Origin of the sequence: Hyalangium gracile (genome assembly GCF_020103725.1) — a bacterium.
Classification (GTDB): Bacteria; Myxococcota; Myxococcia; order Myxococcales; family Myxococcaceae; genus Hyalangium; species Hyalangium gracile.
In genome coordinates this window covers 317,345-336,075 of the sequence record NZ_JAHXBG010000008.1, presented here as the reverse complement: position 1 = coordinate 336,075, position 18,731 = coordinate 317,345, and the positions used below count along the sequence as shown (strand labels likewise).

General features: G+C 64.3%; 13 protein-coding genes. 9 read left to right on the top strand and 4 right to left on the bottom strand.

Going from position 1 to position 18,731, the window contains the following annotated elements:
* Window positions 1–327 precede the first annotated feature (327 nt).
* Entirely contained in the window at window positions 328–5,733 is a 5,406-nt protein-coding gene (locus KY572_RS18765) for a trifunctional serine/threonine-protein kinase/ATP-binding protein/sensor histidine kinase (protein ID WP_224244226.1), read from the top strand.
* Here KY572_RS18765 and KY572_RS18760 read toward each other — a convergent pair.
* The 3 genes from KY572_RS18760 to KY572_RS18750 form a co-directional block, all read right to left on the bottom strand.
* Window positions 5,730–6,542, bottom strand: coding sequence for a fatty acid desaturase (locus KY572_RS18760; protein WP_224244225.1), 813 nt, complete (start codon window positions 6,540–6,542; stop codon window positions 5,730–5,732). The two genes, KY572_RS18765 and KY572_RS18760, sit on opposite strands and share 4 nt — an antisense overlap.
* A gap of 30 nt (window positions 6,543–6,572) precedes the next feature.
* The gene (locus KY572_RS18755) at window positions 6,573–8,090 is read right to left on the bottom strand and encodes a lipoxygenase family protein (RefSeq protein ID WP_224244224.1); all 1,518 of its coding nucleotides are present in this window, start codon (window positions 8,088–8,090) and stop codon (window positions 6,573–6,575) included.
* 81 nt (window positions 8,091–8,171) lie between these two features.
* Window positions 8,172–10,511 (bottom strand): peroxidase family protein, encoded by a 2,340-nt coding sequence (locus KY572_RS18750; RefSeq protein ID WP_224244223.1) that lies wholly within the window; start codon window positions 10,509–10,511, stop codon window positions 8,172–8,174.
* 292 nt (window positions 10,512–10,803) lie between these two features.
* On the opposite strand from KY572_RS18750, the gene KY572_RS18745 reads away from it, so the two are divergent.
* The 6 genes from KY572_RS18745 to KY572_RS18720 all read left to right on the top strand — a co-directional run bounded on the left by KY572_RS18745 (window position 10,804) and on the right by KY572_RS18720 (window position 16,431).
* Window positions 10,804–12,090, top strand: a complete 1,287-nt coding sequence (locus tag KY572_RS18745; protein WP_224244222.1) for a serine/threonine-protein kinase — start codon at window positions 10,804–10,806, stop codon at window positions 12,088–12,090.
* Window positions 12,091–12,416: 326 nt separating this feature from the next.
* A complete protein-coding gene (locus tag KY572_RS18740; RefSeq protein WP_224244221.1) occupies window positions 12,417–13,553 on the top strand; it encodes a helix-turn-helix domain-containing protein in 1,137 nt (378 codons plus the stop codon).
* Between the two features lie 10 nt (window positions 13,554–13,563).
* Entirely contained in the window at window positions 13,564–14,064 is a 501-nt protein-coding gene (locus KY572_RS18735) for a hypothetical protein (protein WP_224244219.1), read from the top strand.
* Window positions 14,065–14,111: 47 nt separating this feature from the next.
* Window positions 14,112–14,354, top strand: a complete 243-nt coding sequence (locus KY572_RS18730; RefSeq protein ID WP_224244365.1) for a phage antirepressor KilAC domain-containing protein — start codon at window positions 14,112–14,114, stop codon at window positions 14,352–14,354.
* A gap of 277 nt (window positions 14,355–14,631) precedes the next feature.
* On the top strand, window positions 14,632–15,429 hold the full coding sequence (locus KY572_RS18725) for an IS5 family transposase (RefSeq protein ID WP_224244218.1): 798 nt from the start codon (window positions 14,632–14,634) through the stop codon (window positions 15,427–15,429).
* Between the two features lie 228 nt (window positions 15,430–15,657).
* Window positions 15,658–16,431 carry an alpha/beta hydrolase family protein gene (locus tag KY572_RS18720; RefSeq protein WP_224244216.1) on the top strand — a complete coding sequence of 258 codons (774 nt, stop codon included), beginning with the start codon at window positions 15,658–15,660 and terminating at the stop codon, window positions 16,429–16,431.
* A gap of 47 nt (window positions 16,432–16,478) precedes the next feature.
* Here the strand turns inward: KY572_RS18720 and KY572_RS18715 are convergent, their stop codons facing one another.
* The gene (locus KY572_RS18715) at window positions 16,479–17,120 is read right to left on the bottom strand and encodes a hypothetical protein (protein WP_224244215.1); all 642 of its coding nucleotides are present in this window, start codon (window positions 17,118–17,120) and stop codon (window positions 16,479–16,481) included.
* Window positions 17,121–17,224: 104 nt separating this feature from the next.
* Between KY572_RS18715 and KY572_RS18710 the strand changes: the two genes are divergently transcribed.
* Together KY572_RS18710 and KY572_RS18705 are read left to right on the top strand one after the other, a co-directional pair.
* Complete coding sequence (locus tag KY572_RS18710) at window positions 17,225–17,932, top strand: hypothetical protein (RefSeq protein WP_224244213.1); 708 nt, start codon at window positions 17,225–17,227, stop codon at window positions 17,930–17,932.
* A gap of 173 nt (window positions 17,933–18,105) precedes the next feature.
* Entirely contained in the window at window positions 18,106–18,624 is a 519-nt protein-coding gene (locus KY572_RS18705; protein ID WP_224244211.1) for an RDD family protein, read from the top strand.
* Window positions 18,625–18,731: the final 107 nt, after the last annotated feature.

Genomic DNA, 18,731 nt, shown 5'->3' with positions numbered 1-18,731 from the left:
AACTCCGCGAGAGCGCGCCGCCAGCGCGGCAGAACTAGCAGGAATGGAGATCAGCATGTCTGTCATCAAGCACGGAATCAGCTCATCGGACGCGCGGGCCGTGCAGTCGATGCGCGCCATGTTCGCCGGGGCGCCGAAGCTCAAGTTCGAGCCCGCGAGTCATCCGGTGAGTGTCACCCAGGCCCTCCCCTCCAGGCACAGGAAATCTTGAAGACAGGCGAAGGCCCTTCATCCCAAGAAAAGCGGGCCCTACTTCGACTAGACTCAGCGACGGTCCATTCCTTCTTCCTCGATGCGGTCCGCAGGCTCAGATCCGCTAAGAACTTTATGGCACACTGGCCGGGTTACACTCTCCACCAGACACTCCACGAAAGCGCACGCTCCACGCTCGTCCGGGCCACTCGTCGCGAGGACAATTGCCCTGTCATCCTCAAGTTCCCCCCGGATCATGGCCTCGATCGGCGCCGTACCCTCGAATTGCGCCGCGAATACACTATCACCCGCCGCGTCGAAGGTGATGGCATCGTCCGTGCCCTGGGCCTGGAGGAGTTCCCTGGCGGGAGGATAGCGCTTGTCCTGGAGGACTTTGGTGGCTCCTCCATGCGCCAGCTGCTGGATGAGCGCGGTCCACTGGATGTGAACACCTTTCTCGAGTTCGCCTTGTGTATCAGCGAAGCACTGGGCCACATCCACCGCCAAGGCGTCATTCACAAGGATATCAAGCCGCAGAATCTCATCGTCAATCCTGACATCCGCGTGGTGAAAATCGCTGACTTCTCCCTCTCGGCGGCGATCGCCACGGAGACTGCCACTCCCGAGAGCCCCTCCAGGCTGGTGGGGACGTTGGCCTATATGGCGCCAGAGCAGACGGGGCGCATGAACCGGAGTGTGGACTCCCGTGCGGACTTCTATGCCCTGGGCGCCACCTTCTTCGAAATGCTCACGGGCCGCCGTGCCTTCCCCGCGAGCACCCCTCTGGAGTTGCTCCACGCACATCTCGCCCAGCTAGCACCTTCCCCACGAGACTTCGCGCCAGAACTGCCAGAGCCTCTGGCGGCCATCGTGCTCAAATTGCTCTCCAAGGATCCGGATGCCCGATACCAGAGCACCCAGGGGCTCATCGCCGACCTGGAGGAGTGCCGGCGCCAACTCCGAGAGCGGAGCCAGATCACGCCCTTTCCGCTCGGTGCCGCGGATCGCTCCCATGCCTTCCGCCTCCCCCAGGGACTCTACGGGCGCGCATCGGATGTGGCCCTGCTCATGGAGACGCACTCGCGTGCCGCTGCAGGCTGTTACCAACTGCTGCTGATCACCGGCTCCGCGGGCATTGGCAAGTCCTCGCTTGTGAATGAGCTCCACCGGGCGGCCGCAGCCAGCAAGGGTCGGTTCGCCGAGGGCAAATGCGACCAACTCCACCGCGGGATCCCCTTCGACGCGCTCCATCAGGCGCTGAGCCATCTGGCGCGCCAGCCCCTCATGGAGGGCCAGGGAGAGAGCGCGGAGGCCCGGCAACGCCTCGTGGAATTGCTGGGAGGCAACGTCCCTGTGTTGGCTGAAGCGGTTCCGGAGATGCGCCCGTTGCTGGGCGAACAGCCGCCCCCCATTCCGCTCCCGCCTGATCAGTCCAAGAATCGACTTGCCTTGACACTCACACGGGCACTTCAGGCGTTTGCTGCTCCTGGACGCCCACTCATCCTCTTCCTGGACGATCTGCAGTGGGCCGACAGCAGCACTCTCTCATGGGTGCAAACGCTCGTTCACAATTCAGGGAACTCATCCCTTCTGCTGGTGGGGGCCTACCGCGATGCGGAGGTTTCCCAAACGCACCCCTTGACACTCATGCTGGAGGAACTGCGCGCCGCCAACGCCCCTCTGACCCAGCTCCACCTCATGCCGCTAGGCCCCGAGGAGGTCTCACGAATGGTACGAGAGGCCACCGCGGCAGACCCCCAGCGTGCGCTGGAGCTCGGCCGGTTCATTCATTCCAGGACGAGCGGCAACCCCTTCGCCGTCAAGGCATTCCTCCGCTTTCTTCATGAAAAAGGAATGCTGCACTTCCACGCTCACAGCGGCCAGTGGGGATGGGACCTGACGCAGCTCGAAGCCAGCGAGATCCCGGATGACGTGGCCGATCTGATGGCTGCGGAGATCCAGCAACTGCCTGCGGAAACGGGGGCTCTCCTGCAGGCCGCTGCCTGTCTGGAAGCCACCTTCGGTTTCCGGGAGCTGGCCGTGGCGCAGGGCACCTCGAGTACGGAAACAGCGCGCGCGCTCTGGAGCGCCATCGAGCGCGGGTTGGTGCTGCCCCTCAGCAGGGACTATCTGCTGCTGGATCCCCAGGGAGTAAGCCCTCCCGCCGACCTGGAGGTGCCTCTACGCTTCTTGCATGACAAGGTTCGCCAGGCCGCATATTCGCTCATCCCTCGAGCAGAACGCGCCGAGCGCCATGTGCGAATAGGGTTGCGCCTGCTCGAGGATGCTCGCGGCCGGGGGACACTGGAGGAGCGGGTGTTCTCGATTCTTCCGCATCTCGGCCATGCTCCCCACCTGATCGATTCCCCTCCGCTGCGCCTCGAACTGGCGGGCCTTCATCTCAAGGCGGGCCGCCGCGCAAAGACCGCGGGCGCGTACCGCACCGCTTGCGAGCTCTTTCGGACGGGCAGCTTGCTGCTCCCACCGGATGCGCGGGAGCGCGAGCACGAGCTGGCCTTCGCGCTCCAGATGGAGCTGGCCGAGGCCAGCTATCTGGCCGGCGAGTTCGAGGTGGCCCGGTCCATCTTCTCCGCACTGCTTGCTCAGGCCCGGACCCCGGTGCAGCGTGCGGGCATTCATTCCCTGCAGGCCCTCCTCACTGCCCTGTCTGGCCAGTACGATCGAGCACTGGAACTTGGCCTTGAAGGGCTGCGTCTCCTGGGGATTGAGCTCCCCGTGTCCCCTGATCAATCGATGATTGCCGCGGAACTGCAAGCGGTGATGAGCCAGCTCGGCGGCCGCAGGTTGGCCGGCCTGCTGGACATTCCCCGGACGAGCGACCCGCGCGTAGAGATGGCCGTCAGCCTGCTCGCCGACATGCAGACCGCGGCCTACCGCTGCAATCAGGTGCTCTTCGCCCTGGTCGTGCTTCGCAGTGTCAAGCTCTCGCTGGAACACGGCAACAGCCGGCTCTCTCCCTTTGGCTACGTCACCTACGGGATTTTCCTGGTAGCTGTTCTTGATGAGCCAGACACTGGCTGGGAGTTTGGCCAGCTCGCCACCGGACTGGCCTCGCACCTTCAGGATCCCATGATGCTCTCACGCATCCGTTACGTGCGTGCAGGCTTCATTGACCACTGGACCCACAGCGTGCGGGCCGCGAATGCGGACCTCACGGAGGCGCATCGCAACTCGCTGGAACTTGGGGACTGGGTTCACGCAAGGGATTGCATGCTGGTCCTGCTGTGGCGGCGCTTCTGCATGGGAGATGCCCTGCCGGAAATTCTGGAGGAGAACCGCAAGCTCATGGAGTCCATCGAGAGGACCAAGGACATGGTATCCCTCGCCGTGAGCGTGTACCTGCACCGGGCGCTGCAAGCGCTGATCGGCTCCAATGAGCAGGTGCCAGAGTGTGATGAGAAGAGCCCATCGCAACTGGCCCAGGTGACGCTGCATTTGAGCAATGCCGCCCAATACTACTTCCTCGGCCAAGCAGAGCATGCACTGACGGAGACCACGAAGGCCATCCCACTTCTGCCCTTCTACGCCGGCCTCTTCAACCTGACCTTGCATGCCCTCTTGCATGTCTTGAGCGCGGCCGCGGCGTTCCCGGGTGCCACCGAGGCGAAGAAGAAGGAGCTGCTCGAGCTCATGGAACAGCACCTCGCCTACCTCGAGAAATGCGCTCGCCGCGTCCCGGAGAACTTCGCGCCCAGCCACCTGCTGGCCAGCGCGGAGCTCGCACGCGTGAAGAGACAGGACCCCGAAGCCATCGCCGGGGAGTACGGCCGGGCCATCGCCGCGGCCCGCACCAGCGAGTTCCTCAACATGGAAGCGCTTGCCAACGAGCTGGCCTTCCGGTTCCACGCGGACCAGGGCCATCACTCCAAGGCTCTCGTATACCTGCTCGATGCGCTGGACGCTTACGAACGGTGGGGAGCCTCCAGCAAGGTCCACCTGTTGGCGATGGAGCAGGCCTCCTTTCTCCGTACGTGGAGCAGCTCGCTCAAGCGCTGGAGCACCCGGGCCCAGCGTGCCCTCCCCTTCCAGCGGCTCTCCGGCCAGGAACAAGCGGCATCCTCCCCCTCCAGTTCGGAAGCCCTCGGAGAGACGCTCGACGTGAGCTCGCTGATGAAGGCCTCGCAGGCCATCTCCAGCGAGCTGCTCTTTCCCCAGCTCGTCGCCAATCTCATCCAGATCGTCATGGAGAGCGCTGGAGCGCAGCGGGGGGTGCTGGTGCTCAAGCGTGGCGAGGACTTCTTCGTCGAAGCCCTGGGCGAGGTGGGCAGCCACAGCGGCCCGCTGGTTCCCTTCCAGCCTCTGGCCCAGAGCGGCGCACTCTGCCTGGCTGTCGCCCAGCAGGTGCTGAGGACTGGCACCCACGTGCTCCTCGATGACGCCTCCTCCCATGAGGTCTTTCACGTAGACCCCTACATCAAGCGTCTCAACATCCGCTCCGTGCTCTGCGCCCCCATCCTTCATCGCCGCCAGATCGTTGGCCTCTTCTACCTGGAGAACAACCTCACCCCCAGCGCCTTCAACGCAAGCAGGCTGGAAGTGCTCAGCATGCTCTCGGCTCAGGCCGCCATCTCCATTGAGAATGCCGGGCTCTACCGCAAGCTCGAAGAGTACAGCCATACCCTCGAGCAGAGGGTTCACGAGCGTACCGATGAGCTTCGTCAGAAGAACACCCAGTTGCAGAGTACCCTCGAGACCCTCAAGTCCATGCAGTTGCGGATCGTCACCCAGGAGAAGCTCGCGTCTCTAGGAGCGCTCACGGCAGGTATCGCCCACGAGCTGAGGAACCCGCTGAACTTCGTGAACAACTTCTCCGAAAGCTCGATTGAGCTGATGCAGGAGCTACGCGAGGAGCTCAGCGGTTCGCAGGTGCCATCCCTGGCGCAGTGGAAGAGGCTCGAAGCCGCCCTGGAGGAACTGCTGGATAACTCCTCGAGGGTACGCGAGCACGGGCTGCGTGCCAGCAACATCATCCATGGGATGCTGCAGCACGCGCGCAATCAGCGCGGGGAGCCGCAGCTCACCCACATCAACCCATTGGTGGAGGAGATCATCCGCTTCGTCCACCACAGCTTGCGCGCCAAGAGCCCTCCAGTCCACGTCCCTATCGAGGCCTCCTTTGACCCGGCTGCTCCTCCGCTGCTGCTGGCGCCAGAGGATATCCGCCGTGTCATCCTCAACCTTGTGGACAACGCCTGCTATGCCGCCCACGTGAAAGCCCAGCGGCTCGGGGCTTCAGCCGAGCCCCAGGTCAAGGTGTCCACGCGCTGGACAGGCGATGCCTTGGAGATCCGCGTCCGCGACAACGGCGACGGCGTGCCAAAGGGCGTTCATGACAAGCTCTTCACGCCTTTCTTCACGACCAAGCCACCGGGGGAAGGTACCGGCCTGGGGCTGTCCATCTGCCACGACATCGTCGTCATCTCTCTTGGGGGGGAGCTCCGTCTGGAATCCGAGGAAGGGCTCTTCGCCGAGTTCATCGTCTCCCTCCCTGCGGCTCCCCCTGGCCATCTGGTGGCCTAACGGGCGGCGGACCTGATGTGGACACCACGTGCCAGGAGCCTTGCCCGCTGGTGCTTCCACAGCGCGCGATACCGGTAGAAGGGAACCGCCGGGTAGAGGTGGTGGATGAGGTGATAGGCCTGCCCAAGCAGGAGAATGTTCAGCAGTGCGCTGTCGAAGACACGCGTCGTGCGGTATCGATCCTGCGCTGCCGTGGCGCTGTATGGAAAGTGGGGCAGATAATCGAAGCTGAAGGCCAGGATCAGGATGGCGAGCCGGGCTGGCAGGATGACCTGGAGCAGCACGAGCCCGCCATGGCCATGCAACCAGCCGACCGTGAGCAACCCCAGCACCAGTCCGGAGGCAGCGAGGCTCTCAATCAGTGTCCGGGGCTCCAGCGTCCGGAGCGATAGCAGGAACAGCCGGTAGTAGTGAAGGTCCTGGGTGGCCCACCGCAGCGGCAGCAGCCACGCAGGCCCCAGGCCACTCCAGGCGTCGGGATCACGCTCGGGATCATTCGTGAACCTGTGGTGCTGGAGGTGGAAGTGTCTCGCAATCGGCAAGGGCGCGAGCAGCAGGAGCGCCGAGATCCAGCCGACCGCTTCATTCAGGCGGGGCGAACGTGCAATCGAGCGGTGTACCGCCTCGTGCAGCGGCGTGAAGGCGGTATACGCCGCCAACGCCGCCATGGGCACGGTCAGCATGGCCGGTGCACGGCTGCTCGCTGCCCCCCAGAGGGCGAGCAGCCACAGCGCGCAAGAGCTCGCGAAGACCGCCAGGGTGGGCCATGCAATCCTCGGCGCGGCGAACAGGTTCGTTGCACGTCCCATCCTCGGAGCTCCAGGGGCCTGGGCCCGGCCTCAGGCGTTGATGTTTGCTTTGAGCATCTCAGGGTAGATCATCCAGCGGCCGGCGGGCTCCTCGGACATCCGGACCTGTAGCTCCTCGAGCTCCTTGCGAAAGGCCTGGAAGGCGGCGGCGCCCGCTGTGTCCAATGCCAGATAGGAGAAGTCGGCCAGCAGCTGCCTGCGATGCACGTTCAGGTTGAAGTTAGCATTGATCAGCCGCTGGTAGACGTCGAGTGGCTCTCGGTGCCCATTTTTATACATCCGCACGGGCTGGACCTGGGTCCACAGTTGATAGTTCCAGACACCGCTCCCGACGATCTCGTGCTCGACGGTCTCAAGATAGAGGAAAGCCCCGATCAGCCGCGCGGCGCTCTCGAGGGTGAGCGCGTCTCCAAGCAGCTTGTGGATGCCACCAGGGATCAGCGTCCCGAGCTCGGTGATCCAGGCCCGAAGGCTCGTGTCCTCACGGAGCTGCTCATCCGAGGCATAGTAGATGCGAAGATAGCGCAGAGCATGCTGCCGCATCAGTTCGAAGTACGCCATGCGGCTGTCCAGCGCCGGCGTATCGAAGCCTGCATCCCTGACACCCTTTTGTTCCGCCTCCAGCCCAGGGGAGAGGACCACCGCGTCGTACTCCGCGTAGGTGTCGCTGAACAGCTTGCACATGCCCGCATGGGTGAAGCTGAAGATGGTCTCGAAGTCCCCTCCCCTGGCCATCTGCCCCAGGGTGACGATCTGATTGCTGTACTGCGTGCCGTAGATGTGTGGCCAGAGCAGCCGCATCACGGGATGCCGCGCGCCGAGGTTGTTACGGGTAGCGATGGCGAGCGGGCCGCCCACGGCCAGGTGAACCCAGTTGAAATGGCGCACCAAGGACAGGTGCGTCGTGGCCGCGCACAGCGCGAGCTTCTGCGAGAGCTGCCAGTGCGCGTCACCCGGCCGGCTCGTGCCGAGCTCGGAGTCGATCCGGGTAGGACGCAGCCGCCGGTTCCGCGAGTCCAACGTGAACAGGACGCGCACACCCAACCGGCGCAGCCCATCGTGGAGTTCGTAGCGATCGAGCTTGCGCAGGTCCCACTGGAAGCCCCCTTCGGGGGCCCGCTCGAGATAGCAGGCATATGGGCTCGCGATCGCGAGGTGCCCCAGGTCGATGTCACCCCGGTAGTCATTGGGCAGGATGGGGGCAGGAAAGCACTTCCGATGCGCGGGGGTATAGGCGTCGTCGAGTGCCCGCTGCGGATCCGGATCAACCGGCGGCAGCCCTTCCTGCATCGGGGGGAACAGCGAGTACAGCGCCACCTGCGCCTGGTAGAACAGGTACTTCAGGCGCGAGGCCTCGTCCTTGGGGACAGAGTCAGCGACAAGGATGTTGGGTATCGGGATCCCGGGGAATGCGCTCTCAAAGCTCACGGCCTTCAGTTGCTGTCCATCGCCCTGGGGGATGGGGATCTCCGCCGGCTTGTTGTAGCGATATTTGAGGACTGCCAGTCCATCCCAGAACCGCCTTCGAAGCTGCCACATGAGGCCCATGACTTCTCCTGAATTCAATGAGAGTTGGAAGGAAGACGCGGAGGGACGAGTTCCTCGCCCCCCCCGCGCGTACGGCAATGTTCAGCGGTCGAGCGTGTGCAGCGGGTGGCGGGCCGGGTTGCCGATATCCGCCCCTTCCGTATCCCAGGGCTCGAAAGCGTTGATCACATTGGCCAGCCCCGTCTCGCCCAGCGCAGGGAATTGACGTAGCAGCACCGCCTTCATGTCGCTCTCATCGACCCACCGCAACCCCTCGGGGGTGTACGTCTCCGCGTTGTAATTCTCGGTGAAGAACCGGTCCGCTTGCAGGCGGCGGCTGGCATTGAGGATGAAGACATGGAAGAGCGTCTCTCCGAAGCCGAAGTGATCCGGGCGGACGGCCTCGGCCCGGTTGCCCACCAGCAGATCAATCTCCTCCACGCTCCGATAGATGCGCTTGAGCGCGGCCAGCGTGGCTTGATCGCTGGTCAGATCCTCGAAGGTGCGGATCGGCTGGAGCCCAAGCTGGCGACGGAACTCATTGTAGGGCGGAACCCCCCGCTCACGCGCACGGAGGATGTCGACCGCGGCCAGGTCATACATCGGGTTCCCAGGGAGGCTCAGCTCGCGCAACGTGTTCGGGTAGTTGTTGAGCACGAGCTGGCCCGGATGCATGTTGCCGAACGAGAAGAAGAGGTCTTCCATCCGCACACGCGCGGTGAGCTTGTGCACTCCGGACTGGCGCACCATCGCCAGCGGCACGTGCTCCACCGGCACGGAGGAGCCGATCCGGCGGAGCTCCAGCGTGTCGGGCAGCAGTTCATGCAGCCGGTAGACCTCGGTGAACTCCTCGCTCAAGCCGTAGGGCACGCCGAACTTCTCGGTGGCATTGCCGACGATGCCGCCAACCTCCGGGCTGGCAATCTTCAGCGGGGGCAGCGTCCGCCGGTCCTTGCGGGACCTGAGCAACGTCTCGGCCATGCCGTACCAGTTGGCGTTCATCCCATCGTAGAGCACCGAGTTGGGCAGGATGGCGGGCGTCCACTCGACGGTATGGATCTTCGCCATCACCGCGGCGTTGATGAGGCGGGCCACGTTGTACAGGCGGTTGTCGTCCCACGCTGGGTAGCGGGCCTTGAGCATGTCGCAGATGGCGTTGTGCTCCCGGGTGAACAGGGTGTGCAGCATGCCGAGCCCCAGCCACCAGTTCCGGTTGTAGCCTGTCTCTTCGATGCCATCGCGCCCCACGGGCAGCAGGCCCTGCTCCGTCAGCCGCAGCTTGCCATCGCGCAGCGTGCGCAGACGCTGCGCGGTCTTCTGGTCGCTGCCGTAGATCTGTGAGCCGTCCCACCAGGACGTCACCTCGTTGATGTACGTGGGAGGCACTCCTGCCTCGCTGCGCGCGCGGGTGGGATCCGGGGCGGTCTTCCCTACGAACATCTTCGTCTGGTGGTACTTCTTTCGCGCGGGATGATCCTCCGGCAGGGGGATCTCGTGGATGCCGAAGATGGAACCCATCCGGTGGCTCACCCAGTCGTGGACCATGAACTGGATCCAGGCGCCAGCCAGCAGGTTGAGGAAAGGCACCTTGAGCATTCCCTCGTCTCGCCGTGCCAGCAGCACCTGGCTGATCTCCGCGGGATTGGGCGTGAGCAGATCGGCGCGAGGCCAGGTGGAGGACTGGGCCACGTTGCGCGGGAATCGCACCCCAGCCGCTCCCTCCTTGGGATTGTCCAGGTTGTTCCAGGAACCATCCGCGGTGCGGAAGTGGGTGACTCCCTGAGGAGGAGTCTGGTTCTTCGCCTGGAAGGCGGTCAGCTCACCTTCGGGGTAGGTGTCGTAGAGGTTGTGGTGGTCGAGGCGCTCGCGCATGTAGGCCAGCGTCAGGATCGCCTCGAAGTACCGCTTGCGGTACCAGTTGGTCCACACCCCATCAAACATGGACGCATCGTCGAAGTTCTTCAGCTGCCGCTGCTTCACGGTGTCGACGATCTTGCCCACCAGCTTGCCAACAACAGAGTACAGCCAGCCGGCGGGAGTGGCGGGGCGTGGAGGTGGCGGCGAGGGAAGGTTGGGGTCCTCGGGGGGAGCCAGCAATTCCTCCCGATGGAAGGGCAGCATTTCGGGTACCTGGACGTTGACTCCGGTCAGGGAGCCTTCCATGGCCTTCTGCAATTTGCCGGTCCAGTCCTTGCTGTCCGGGTCCTTCTCCAGTGCCAGCTCGAGTTGCTGCTTCGCGTCCTCGTACAGCTCCATCAGCAGGTAGGTGGTCCCCAGCAAGCCATGGTCACTGGCAGTAGGACGATCTGCCAGCCTTGCCTTCAGGAGCACCACCGCGTCGAGGTAGTTGCCGCGCTCGAGGAGCGCGATGGCGGGATCGAGTTCATCGCTCTCATGGACTTCGGCCTCGTACTCCCTCTTCTTGTACGCAAGGTTGATCATGGTGAACCCCTGGGCTGCTTTGTGAATGGCAGCAGACTAGGGACTCACGCATGGCACGGCTGTGAGCCGCGTCACTGCGAAGGAGTGAACGCGCTCACAATGTTCTTCACCCGAGAGGTTCGCCCCGCGCATCTGCCCCAGGGCCCCGAGCAACGCCCGGCCCCCGGCCCCTCGACAGGGGTGCCGGCCTCGGCGTATCCCCTTGCTCATCGTGGAGTGGCATGCAGACAGCGGGAACCCGGCACGGGGCTCAGCCCACCTGCCGCCTGGCACCGAGGTAGGGCCCTGGCGCGTGGTGGCCTGGGCCGCCCAAGGTGTCCATGGCGCCGTCTACCGCGCCGTTCCCCAGCGAGCCGCGCGCGCTGCGCCCGTTGCCCTGAAGCTGGCGCTGCATCCGGAAGACCCTCGGTTTGCTCGCGAGGCGCAGCTGCTATCCCGCCTGCGTCACCCCAGCGTTCCTCGCCTGCGGGGCTCCGGCACGTGGCAGGCCCCGGATGGCACTCGCTATCCCTGGCTCGCCATGGAGTGGGTGGACGGCGTGCCGCTGTACCACTGGGGCTCTCATCCGGACCTCCCCTCTCGGGAGTGCTTCCGCGTGCTGGCCCAGCTGGCACGGGCCCTCGCGGCTGTCCACGCCCTGGGCGCCGTGCACCGGGACTTGAAGGGCGAGAACGTGCTGGTGCGCCGCTGCGATGGCCGCGCCCTGCTCACCGATTTCGGCCTGGGCACCTTCCCGGGCGCCGAGCTCCTCACTCCTCCCGCCGCATGCCTGGGCACCCCGCTCTACCGCTCCCCGGAGGCGGGCCTGTTCGTCCTCCACCGTCGGCGCGACGGCTCGGCTCGCTACGCCCACCAGCCCGCCGATGACCTCTACGCGCTGGGCATGACGGCCTGCAGGCTGCTCACCGGGGAGTACCCGGAGTGGGTAGAGCCCACCCAGGACGAACACGGCACCTGGCAGGTGCACTCCGTGCGCACGCCTGCCTCGCTTCGTGGAGTGGACCCCACCGTGCGCGCCTGCATTCTGCGCCTGCTCGCGGTGCGGCCCGAGCAGCGCGGTACCGCAGGCGAGTTCGCTGCGGCCCTCGAGCACGCCTCGCGCCCACCAGCACCTGCCCGAGAACCTGCCCGTCTGGGAGGGTCATGGCTCGCGATGGCGGCGAGCCTGACGCTGGTCGCGTGGGCGAGCTGGGTGGCTTCGGTGCAGCCCGTGCAGAAGACCTTCGTCGTCCAGGTGATGCCTGCGACGGAGGGCACGCAGGACGCAGGCACGGCAGGGCTCGGTGAGTCCGCTTCCACCGCCTCGACGGCACAGACTCAGGAGCCTTCGGTGCAGGCGCCGCTCGCTCAGGACTCCCCTCCCGAGCCGCAACCGGGGCAGATACGACCCAATGCGAAGGGCCGCTGCCCTCACAAGCGCCAGGTCGCCCTCAATGGGGCGTGCTGGGTTCCATCGGAGATGGATCGTGAGCAGTGCGAGGCGCTCGGCCCCATCGGTACGCTGTTCCAGGGAAGGTGCTACGTCCCTGCCCTGTCTCGGGACCGACCCTCCACGTCCCACCCCACGCGCCCTCCCTGAAGCCTGATTGTCGTCCGGCGACGAGTTCGATTCCCGCCGCCTCCGCATTCAGAAGCCCAGCAATCTCACCGGGGTGATGGGCTTTTCTTTGGCCTCGTGTCCTCATGTGCCCCTCCGGCATTTCTAGCCGGTGCGGCGGGGCGTTGGGCACGGGCCCGGTCGAGTTGTTGCACCGCGCTCTCCTGTGCCTCCGGCGCTAGGAACGCACGGCTCAAGCCCCACCTGTTGGGGCCCAGAACCATCCACCCACCACATATGGGGAGATTAACAAAAATCGTAATTTCGCAATTGCGCTGCCGTCCGATCCATGAGATTGGAGTTTGGCGATGGTCGATGTCTCCAACTTCAAGACGCCTGGACAATTGATCCGCCACCTGCTCGAACAGCGGGGGTGGACCCAGAAAGTCCTCGCCGTAGTGCTGAACACGACCGAACCCGCCATCAATCAAATCGTCGCGGGCAAGCGGGCCCTGAGCGCCGAGATGGCGGTCCTTCTAGGGCAGGTCTTCAGCATCCCTGCCGAAAAGTTCATGGATCTTCAGAAGGCCCATGAACTGTACTTGGCGCGCGGTCTAGTACAACTGGACCCGCTCCTTGAGTTCCGCGCCAACCTCTTCGGCTCTCTTCCTGTTGGGGAGATGATCAAGCGCCGGTGGATCGACGCAGAAGACGTGAAGCAGGTGGAGCGGGTGGAGTCTGCGCTCACCAAGTTCTTCGGCGTACATAAACCAGAGGAGATCTTCTCCACCGTCCAACCACACGCGGCGAAGAAAACGGATGTGGCGGGGCCCACAACGCTCGCTCAACAGGCCTGGCTCCTCCGCGTGAAGCACCTAGCCCGGGAGATAGTGGTGCCGCGCTACTCGCCCGACTCCTGCCGGGAAGCCATCAAAGCCCTGTCTGGACTCCTCGCCGCTCCAGAGGAGGCACGGCATGTTCCCCGGATCCTTTCAGAGGCTGGCATCCGCTTTGTCCTCGTGGAGTCTCTACCGAAGGCGAAGATCGATGGCGCGTGTCTGTGGCTGGGTGAGACGGCGCCAGTGATTGGCATGTCGCTGCGGTTCGACCGGGTTGACAATTTCTGGTTCGTCCTCCGCCACGAGTTGGAGCATGTGCTCCGCCAACATGGCCGTGTCGAACCCATCATCGACACGGACATCGAAACTGCGGGCCAGGATGTACCTGAAGAAGAACGACTGGCGAATGAAGCAGCCACGGCGTTCTGTGTGCCCAAAAAGGAACTCGATTCGTTTATCGCGCGTAAGCAGCCTGTGTTTGCAGAAAGAGACATCCTTGGTTTCGCTGCCAGATTGCGCCTTCATCCGGGACTGGTTGCAGGCCAGCTCCGTTACCGACTCAAGCGTTGGGACCTGTTCACGAAGCACTTGGTGAAAATTCGGTATGCCGTTGCGCCGGGTGCAGTGGTCGATGGCTGGGGGGATGTCGCACCTGTAGGGCACTAAGGAGATGCACATGACGACGAAGGCTGAAATGCGGCAGCGGATTCTGCGGGAGTACAAGGCGGCACATCCTGGGCGGACGCCCACTGCCCAGGAGGTTGCTGAATGGGCTGTGAAGAAGGGGCTGGAGCCGAAGCCTGTTCCTGTCGACCCGATGGCGAAGCTGGCCGAGGAGTACTCGAAGGCATTCCGCGAGGAACACCGCCGTGACCCAAGGACGGGACGGACGTATCGCGCCAACCACGCCGTGACTGTCGCGAAGGACGGCAAGCAGTATACGATCTGGGGCGACATCGACGAGGAGCCCCGGGCGTTCATGGAGAAGGCCTTCAAGCAGCGGCGCGAGCAGGTCGTCGGGGATTTGCTCCAACTGACGCTTGACTGTGATCACTACAACGCGACCCATCCTGAGGAGGAGCCGATTCAACTTCCTTTGGACTTCACCGACGACGTCGCCGAACGGAAGTATGTGCCTCCCGACAACGACTCGCCGACGCCTCCGCACGACGCATAAGTCTTACCTCCTGGCTCAGATAATCCGGACCATGGGCCTTCGAGAATCTGATTGACGCGGGCGGCGCGGTGAGCCTGCGCAACACGGTCAAGGTGCTGAAGGTGCCGGAGCGGCAGTTCATAGCGCAGTTGCTCGCATGGCAGGTGCTGCACCGGGAGAAGGACCGGCAGCTGTGCGCGAACACCGAGTACGCGGCTGCGGCCTACTTCGCCTCCGCCTTCCGCCCGGTACTCAACCTCGCCAGGGCACACGCTCCTGTCAGCCTCCCACGAGGTTCTCGTGAGCCTTAGGAGGCAAGGGAATTCAGGTCCTCGCGTACAAGCAATTGCCCCTGTCGGGCCGCATGTGCCCCAGTGTGCCCCTCCAGCGGAGCTGAGAATGGGACAAGCCGAGACGGAGAGGAGGAACGCTCCGGTGTGTGCTCCAGACGTTAGCTGGTTACAGCGCGACCTGCCTAGGCTTAGAGCCTATCTCAGTAGGTAGGGAATGAAAGAACCTACCTGATGAGTTAGAGTCAGGAGGAGGAAGTGAAGAATGGGAGTAGCGAAGAGAGACGACGGCTGAAGGATGCCGGAGGAGTTGTGGGAGAAGATCGAGCCCCTGCTCCCCCCTCGGCCCGAACATCCTCTGGGGTGTCATAACCCACGAGTGCCGGATCGTTCGGCGATGGAGGCCATCCTGCTGGTTCTGCGCACGGGGATGCAGTGGCAAGCGCTGAAGGCCACAGGCATCTGCCACCCGTCCTCAGCCTATCGACGGTTCCGTGAATGGTTGGCAGCAGGAGTCTTCCACGCGTTTTGGCGCCTGGGACTGCTGGCGTACGACGCTCTGGTGGGCATCGACTGGCAGTGGATGAGCCTGGACGGAGCGATGACCAAGGCCCCGCTGGGTGGGCAGAAGACCGGCCCCAACCCGACCGACCGCGGCAAGAAGGGCACCAAGAGGAGTGTACTGACCGATAGGCGCGGAGTCCCCGTAGGGGTGGTCGTCGCGGGCGCCAACGTCAACGACCACAAACTGCTGCAAGCCACGTTCGATTCGGTGCCGGTCCCTCGTCCCAAGCCTGAAAAGGGGGCCGTCCAGCACCTGTGCGTGGACGCCGCCTACGACTGCAACGAGGTGCGGCGCTGGGGTGACAAGTTCCGCCTGCGCCTGCACATTCGCCCGCGTCGTCCCCCGGCCAAGGTCCCCAAGAAGAGCCACCGCAAGAAAGCGCGCCGCTGGGTGGTGGAACGCGCTCATTCGTGGATGAACCGTTTCCGCAGAATCCTCATCCGCTGGGAGAAACGCGAAGACACCTTCCTGGCCATGCTTCACTTGGCCCTCGGCCTCATCACCTGGTTCTACGCACTGCCAGCCTCGTAGGCCCCGAGGCTCGACGGTTCGACAACACGGTGCTCCTTCGCTTTCTGCGCCTACCGAAATAGGTTCTTAGTCCAAGGAAGCACTGATTGTTACAGTCATCGTCATTGCTGGAGTGACGTTTTTCGTCATCGCCGCGGGAACTGGAGGTGCGGTTTTGATCCTCGCGCCAGCTGTCTTGCTGGCGTCGTCCGATGCCTCCCCTCAGCTCCCACCCATGATAGCCAAACCATGACGAACCCCACGCTTCTTTCGGAACCTCAGCCCATCATCGGAAGGGAGTGGAGCAAGGACTCGTCACCTGAGCGGCGACGGCTCCTTGGACTGGCACGCGACGCGCTCCTCTTCATTGACGCCACTGGCCAGAGGTATCGCTTCGAGGACTTCCGCCAAAGGCCAGGGGCTGCTGCTCCGCCTCAACCCGAGGGGACCGAGAGCCTCAGGGAGCGCCTGCGCAAGGCGGTGGAGTTCTTCACGCAGCTCCGCGACGAGCCAGAATCTTCCGCGGAGAAAGCGCGGATCCAGGTCATTCTTGACGCGCTTCACTTCATCTCCTCGGCGGGACAATACGGCGCGTTCGAAGAATACCTTGCGCATGTCGAGGCTGGCGGGCCTCCTTATGTCATGGCTGCATTTGCTACCCAGGAGGAGGCGCAGGCGTGGCTCGAGCAACGCCCCCTGCCCCCTGACTCCGCCAGCATCTTGATTGCCAATACGTATCACGAGGTTGTCCATGACGACCAGGTACCGGGCTTCCGCCTGCCACGAAGCCGCGCCCTCGAGTACTACCTTGCCGAACTCCAGAAGGAGCATCCGCCCAGAGCGGCTACGTCATTCGGAAGCCTGGATGAGGCATCTGCCTGGCTGCAATCACAATCCGACCCACCCAGCTGGGCGTGGGTGTTGATTGCGGGCGAGTTCTACCTCGCTGCCCATTATCGCAACATCCATCACCGAGCCCTCTATCCGCTCTCCATCTCCAGGGGCCATGAGGAGGGAGAGTAACTGCCAGCATTGGGAAGGCGGCGAACGGCCACTCCCAACCAAGGCTCTCAGCGCCTGCGGGAGATGCGCTGCTGGAGGTGCCTGTAGATATCGAGCACCGTCAGCAGCTCAGCAGCCGTCCGCTGCTCGATAGCGGCATGGTCCTGCTGCTCGTAGAGTTCCCAGACCCCCTTGCTGGAGCCCTTGCGTTCGCGCAGCCCCAGCCTCCCCGCCATCTCCCGTGTCGTCTTTGGGTACAGCACGGGCTCCTCGGGAAACAGGAAGCTGGCCTCATTGGCGAGATCAATCGGCCGGGTTTTGAGGAACACCTCGTACAGTTCGGCCGGGTCGGCGAGGCCGTGGAGATGAGCGCGGCAGAAGAGCGCCGGCAGGTCGAACTTGGCGATGCCGGCGCCGCAGACGACCAGATCCGTCGTAGGCTTGCCGAGGATCTTGATCCGCTCCTGGCTCCGCCATGCCTCCTCGAAGCGCGCCAAGATGGCCCGGAGGAGCTCTGCCTCGGAGGCATGCTCCCAGAGCCAGAGCCCTTGGAGGACAGGGGCCTCGGGGATGGGATCCGAAAAGCCCTTGCTGAAGAAACACCCTCCCAGCAACACGTGCCCAGGCCGGGTCGGATTGACTACCAGGGAGCTGCGGCCTGGCTCACGCTCGGAGGGAGGCACGTAGGCCTCCAGGTCGAAGAACAGCATTCCCCTTTATATGCCGAACGCGACTCCAGCAGGCCGCGCCCGTCCCGCCGCCCGTCAGCGGCCTGAACGCACTGGTGCGTCTCAGCAGGGGGGAGATCCTCATCATGTTCAAGCTGTTCAAGTTCAAGGAGTCCGCGACCACCACCGACAACAGCACCACCGGCATCCCGGATGACGCCACGCTCCAGCAGTTGAAGGACGAGCTGCTCGGGCTGATGGCCCAGGAGAGCACCAACCACTACCGCATGGGGCAGATCTACAACCACATCGTCGAGAAGAAGCTCGCGGAGCAGGCCGGCTTCAAGGACGCCCGGGACTTCTTCAGCAAGAACCTGGCGGACCTGTCCCAGACGGCCCTGACGCTGTACGGCGCGGTGGCCGACGCCTTCACCGAGCCGGTGGCTCGCCGCTTCGGCGTCACCTGCCTCTACCTGCTGCTGACGTACAAGGAGGTCGCCAGCATCCAGGTGAACCACCAGCAGCCGGGCGACACCCTCATCGAGGTGCCGGATGACAAGGGCGTGGTGAGCACCCTGCCCTTCGGCTCGTGCAGCGTGAGCCAGATGCGCGCGGCGATCCGCATCAGGCGCAAGCCGACCTCCAGCAAGCCCCTGCCGCCGGAGGCCGAGGCCAGGGCCGAGCAGTACCGCTCGGCGGTGCTGGCCCGCTTCCCCAAGGGCAACGGCACGCGCGTCAAGGTGGGCCTGCGCAACGACAAGGGCTCGGCGGTGCTGGACTTCACCGGCATCCCGCTGGAGCAGGCCGACGGCCTCCTCGAGGCGCTCAAGGCGATGAAGTCCTCGCGGCAGTAGGTGAAGCAGCACCCGGGGCCTGAGCCCCGGTGAGTGACACCCGGGGCGGCCCTCCATCTGTATGAGCGAGGGCCGCCCTTCGGTGCGTCCACGGATGTGTGCTCGCCACCCGAAGTGCTACCCTCGAAGGCTCGAAGGAACCAGGACTCGCGGAGGCGAGGAGGCGTGTTCGCATGTGGCCATGGGGCCAGAAGTCGCGTGACGAGTATCAGTTCATCTGCCCCCTTTGCGACCAGTCCGCTCCGCGTCGCAAGGCAGAGCTCCTGTACGGCCATAAGGTCTGTCGCCGCTGCAGTGCCAGCTTCACCAACCGGCGTGCCGGCGCGTGGATTGCCGACCGAGCGCTCTTCATTGGCCTGGGAGTGCTGTGCCTGGCGGCGCTGACTCCCGTCGACCCAACGGCGGGTCAGGCTGCGTTCATGGTGGTTGGCTGGGCCGCCTTCCCATTTCGCGACGGTTTCCGCGGCCGCTCCCCGGGCAAGGCGCTCTTCGGGCTCCACGTCGTCTCGGAGGGCGATGGCCAGGCCATCGACTGGGTGCGCTCACTGGGCCGGCACTTCATCTTCTTCGTGCCGTTCACGACGATCATCGCGGCGTTCCAGATATCGCAGGGGAAGAGAATCGGTGATGGCCTGGCGAACACGCGCGTCGTGTGGTCGCGCCATGCCTCCTCGCGGGTGTTCACCCGCTAGGCTCGTCTCCACTCCGCCCCAGGGCGAGAGCCCCGAGCGTTGCAGAAAAACGCATGAGCCCAGGTGAGACTCCGCAAGCTCATCGCCTCCTCTCTGCTGGGATGTGT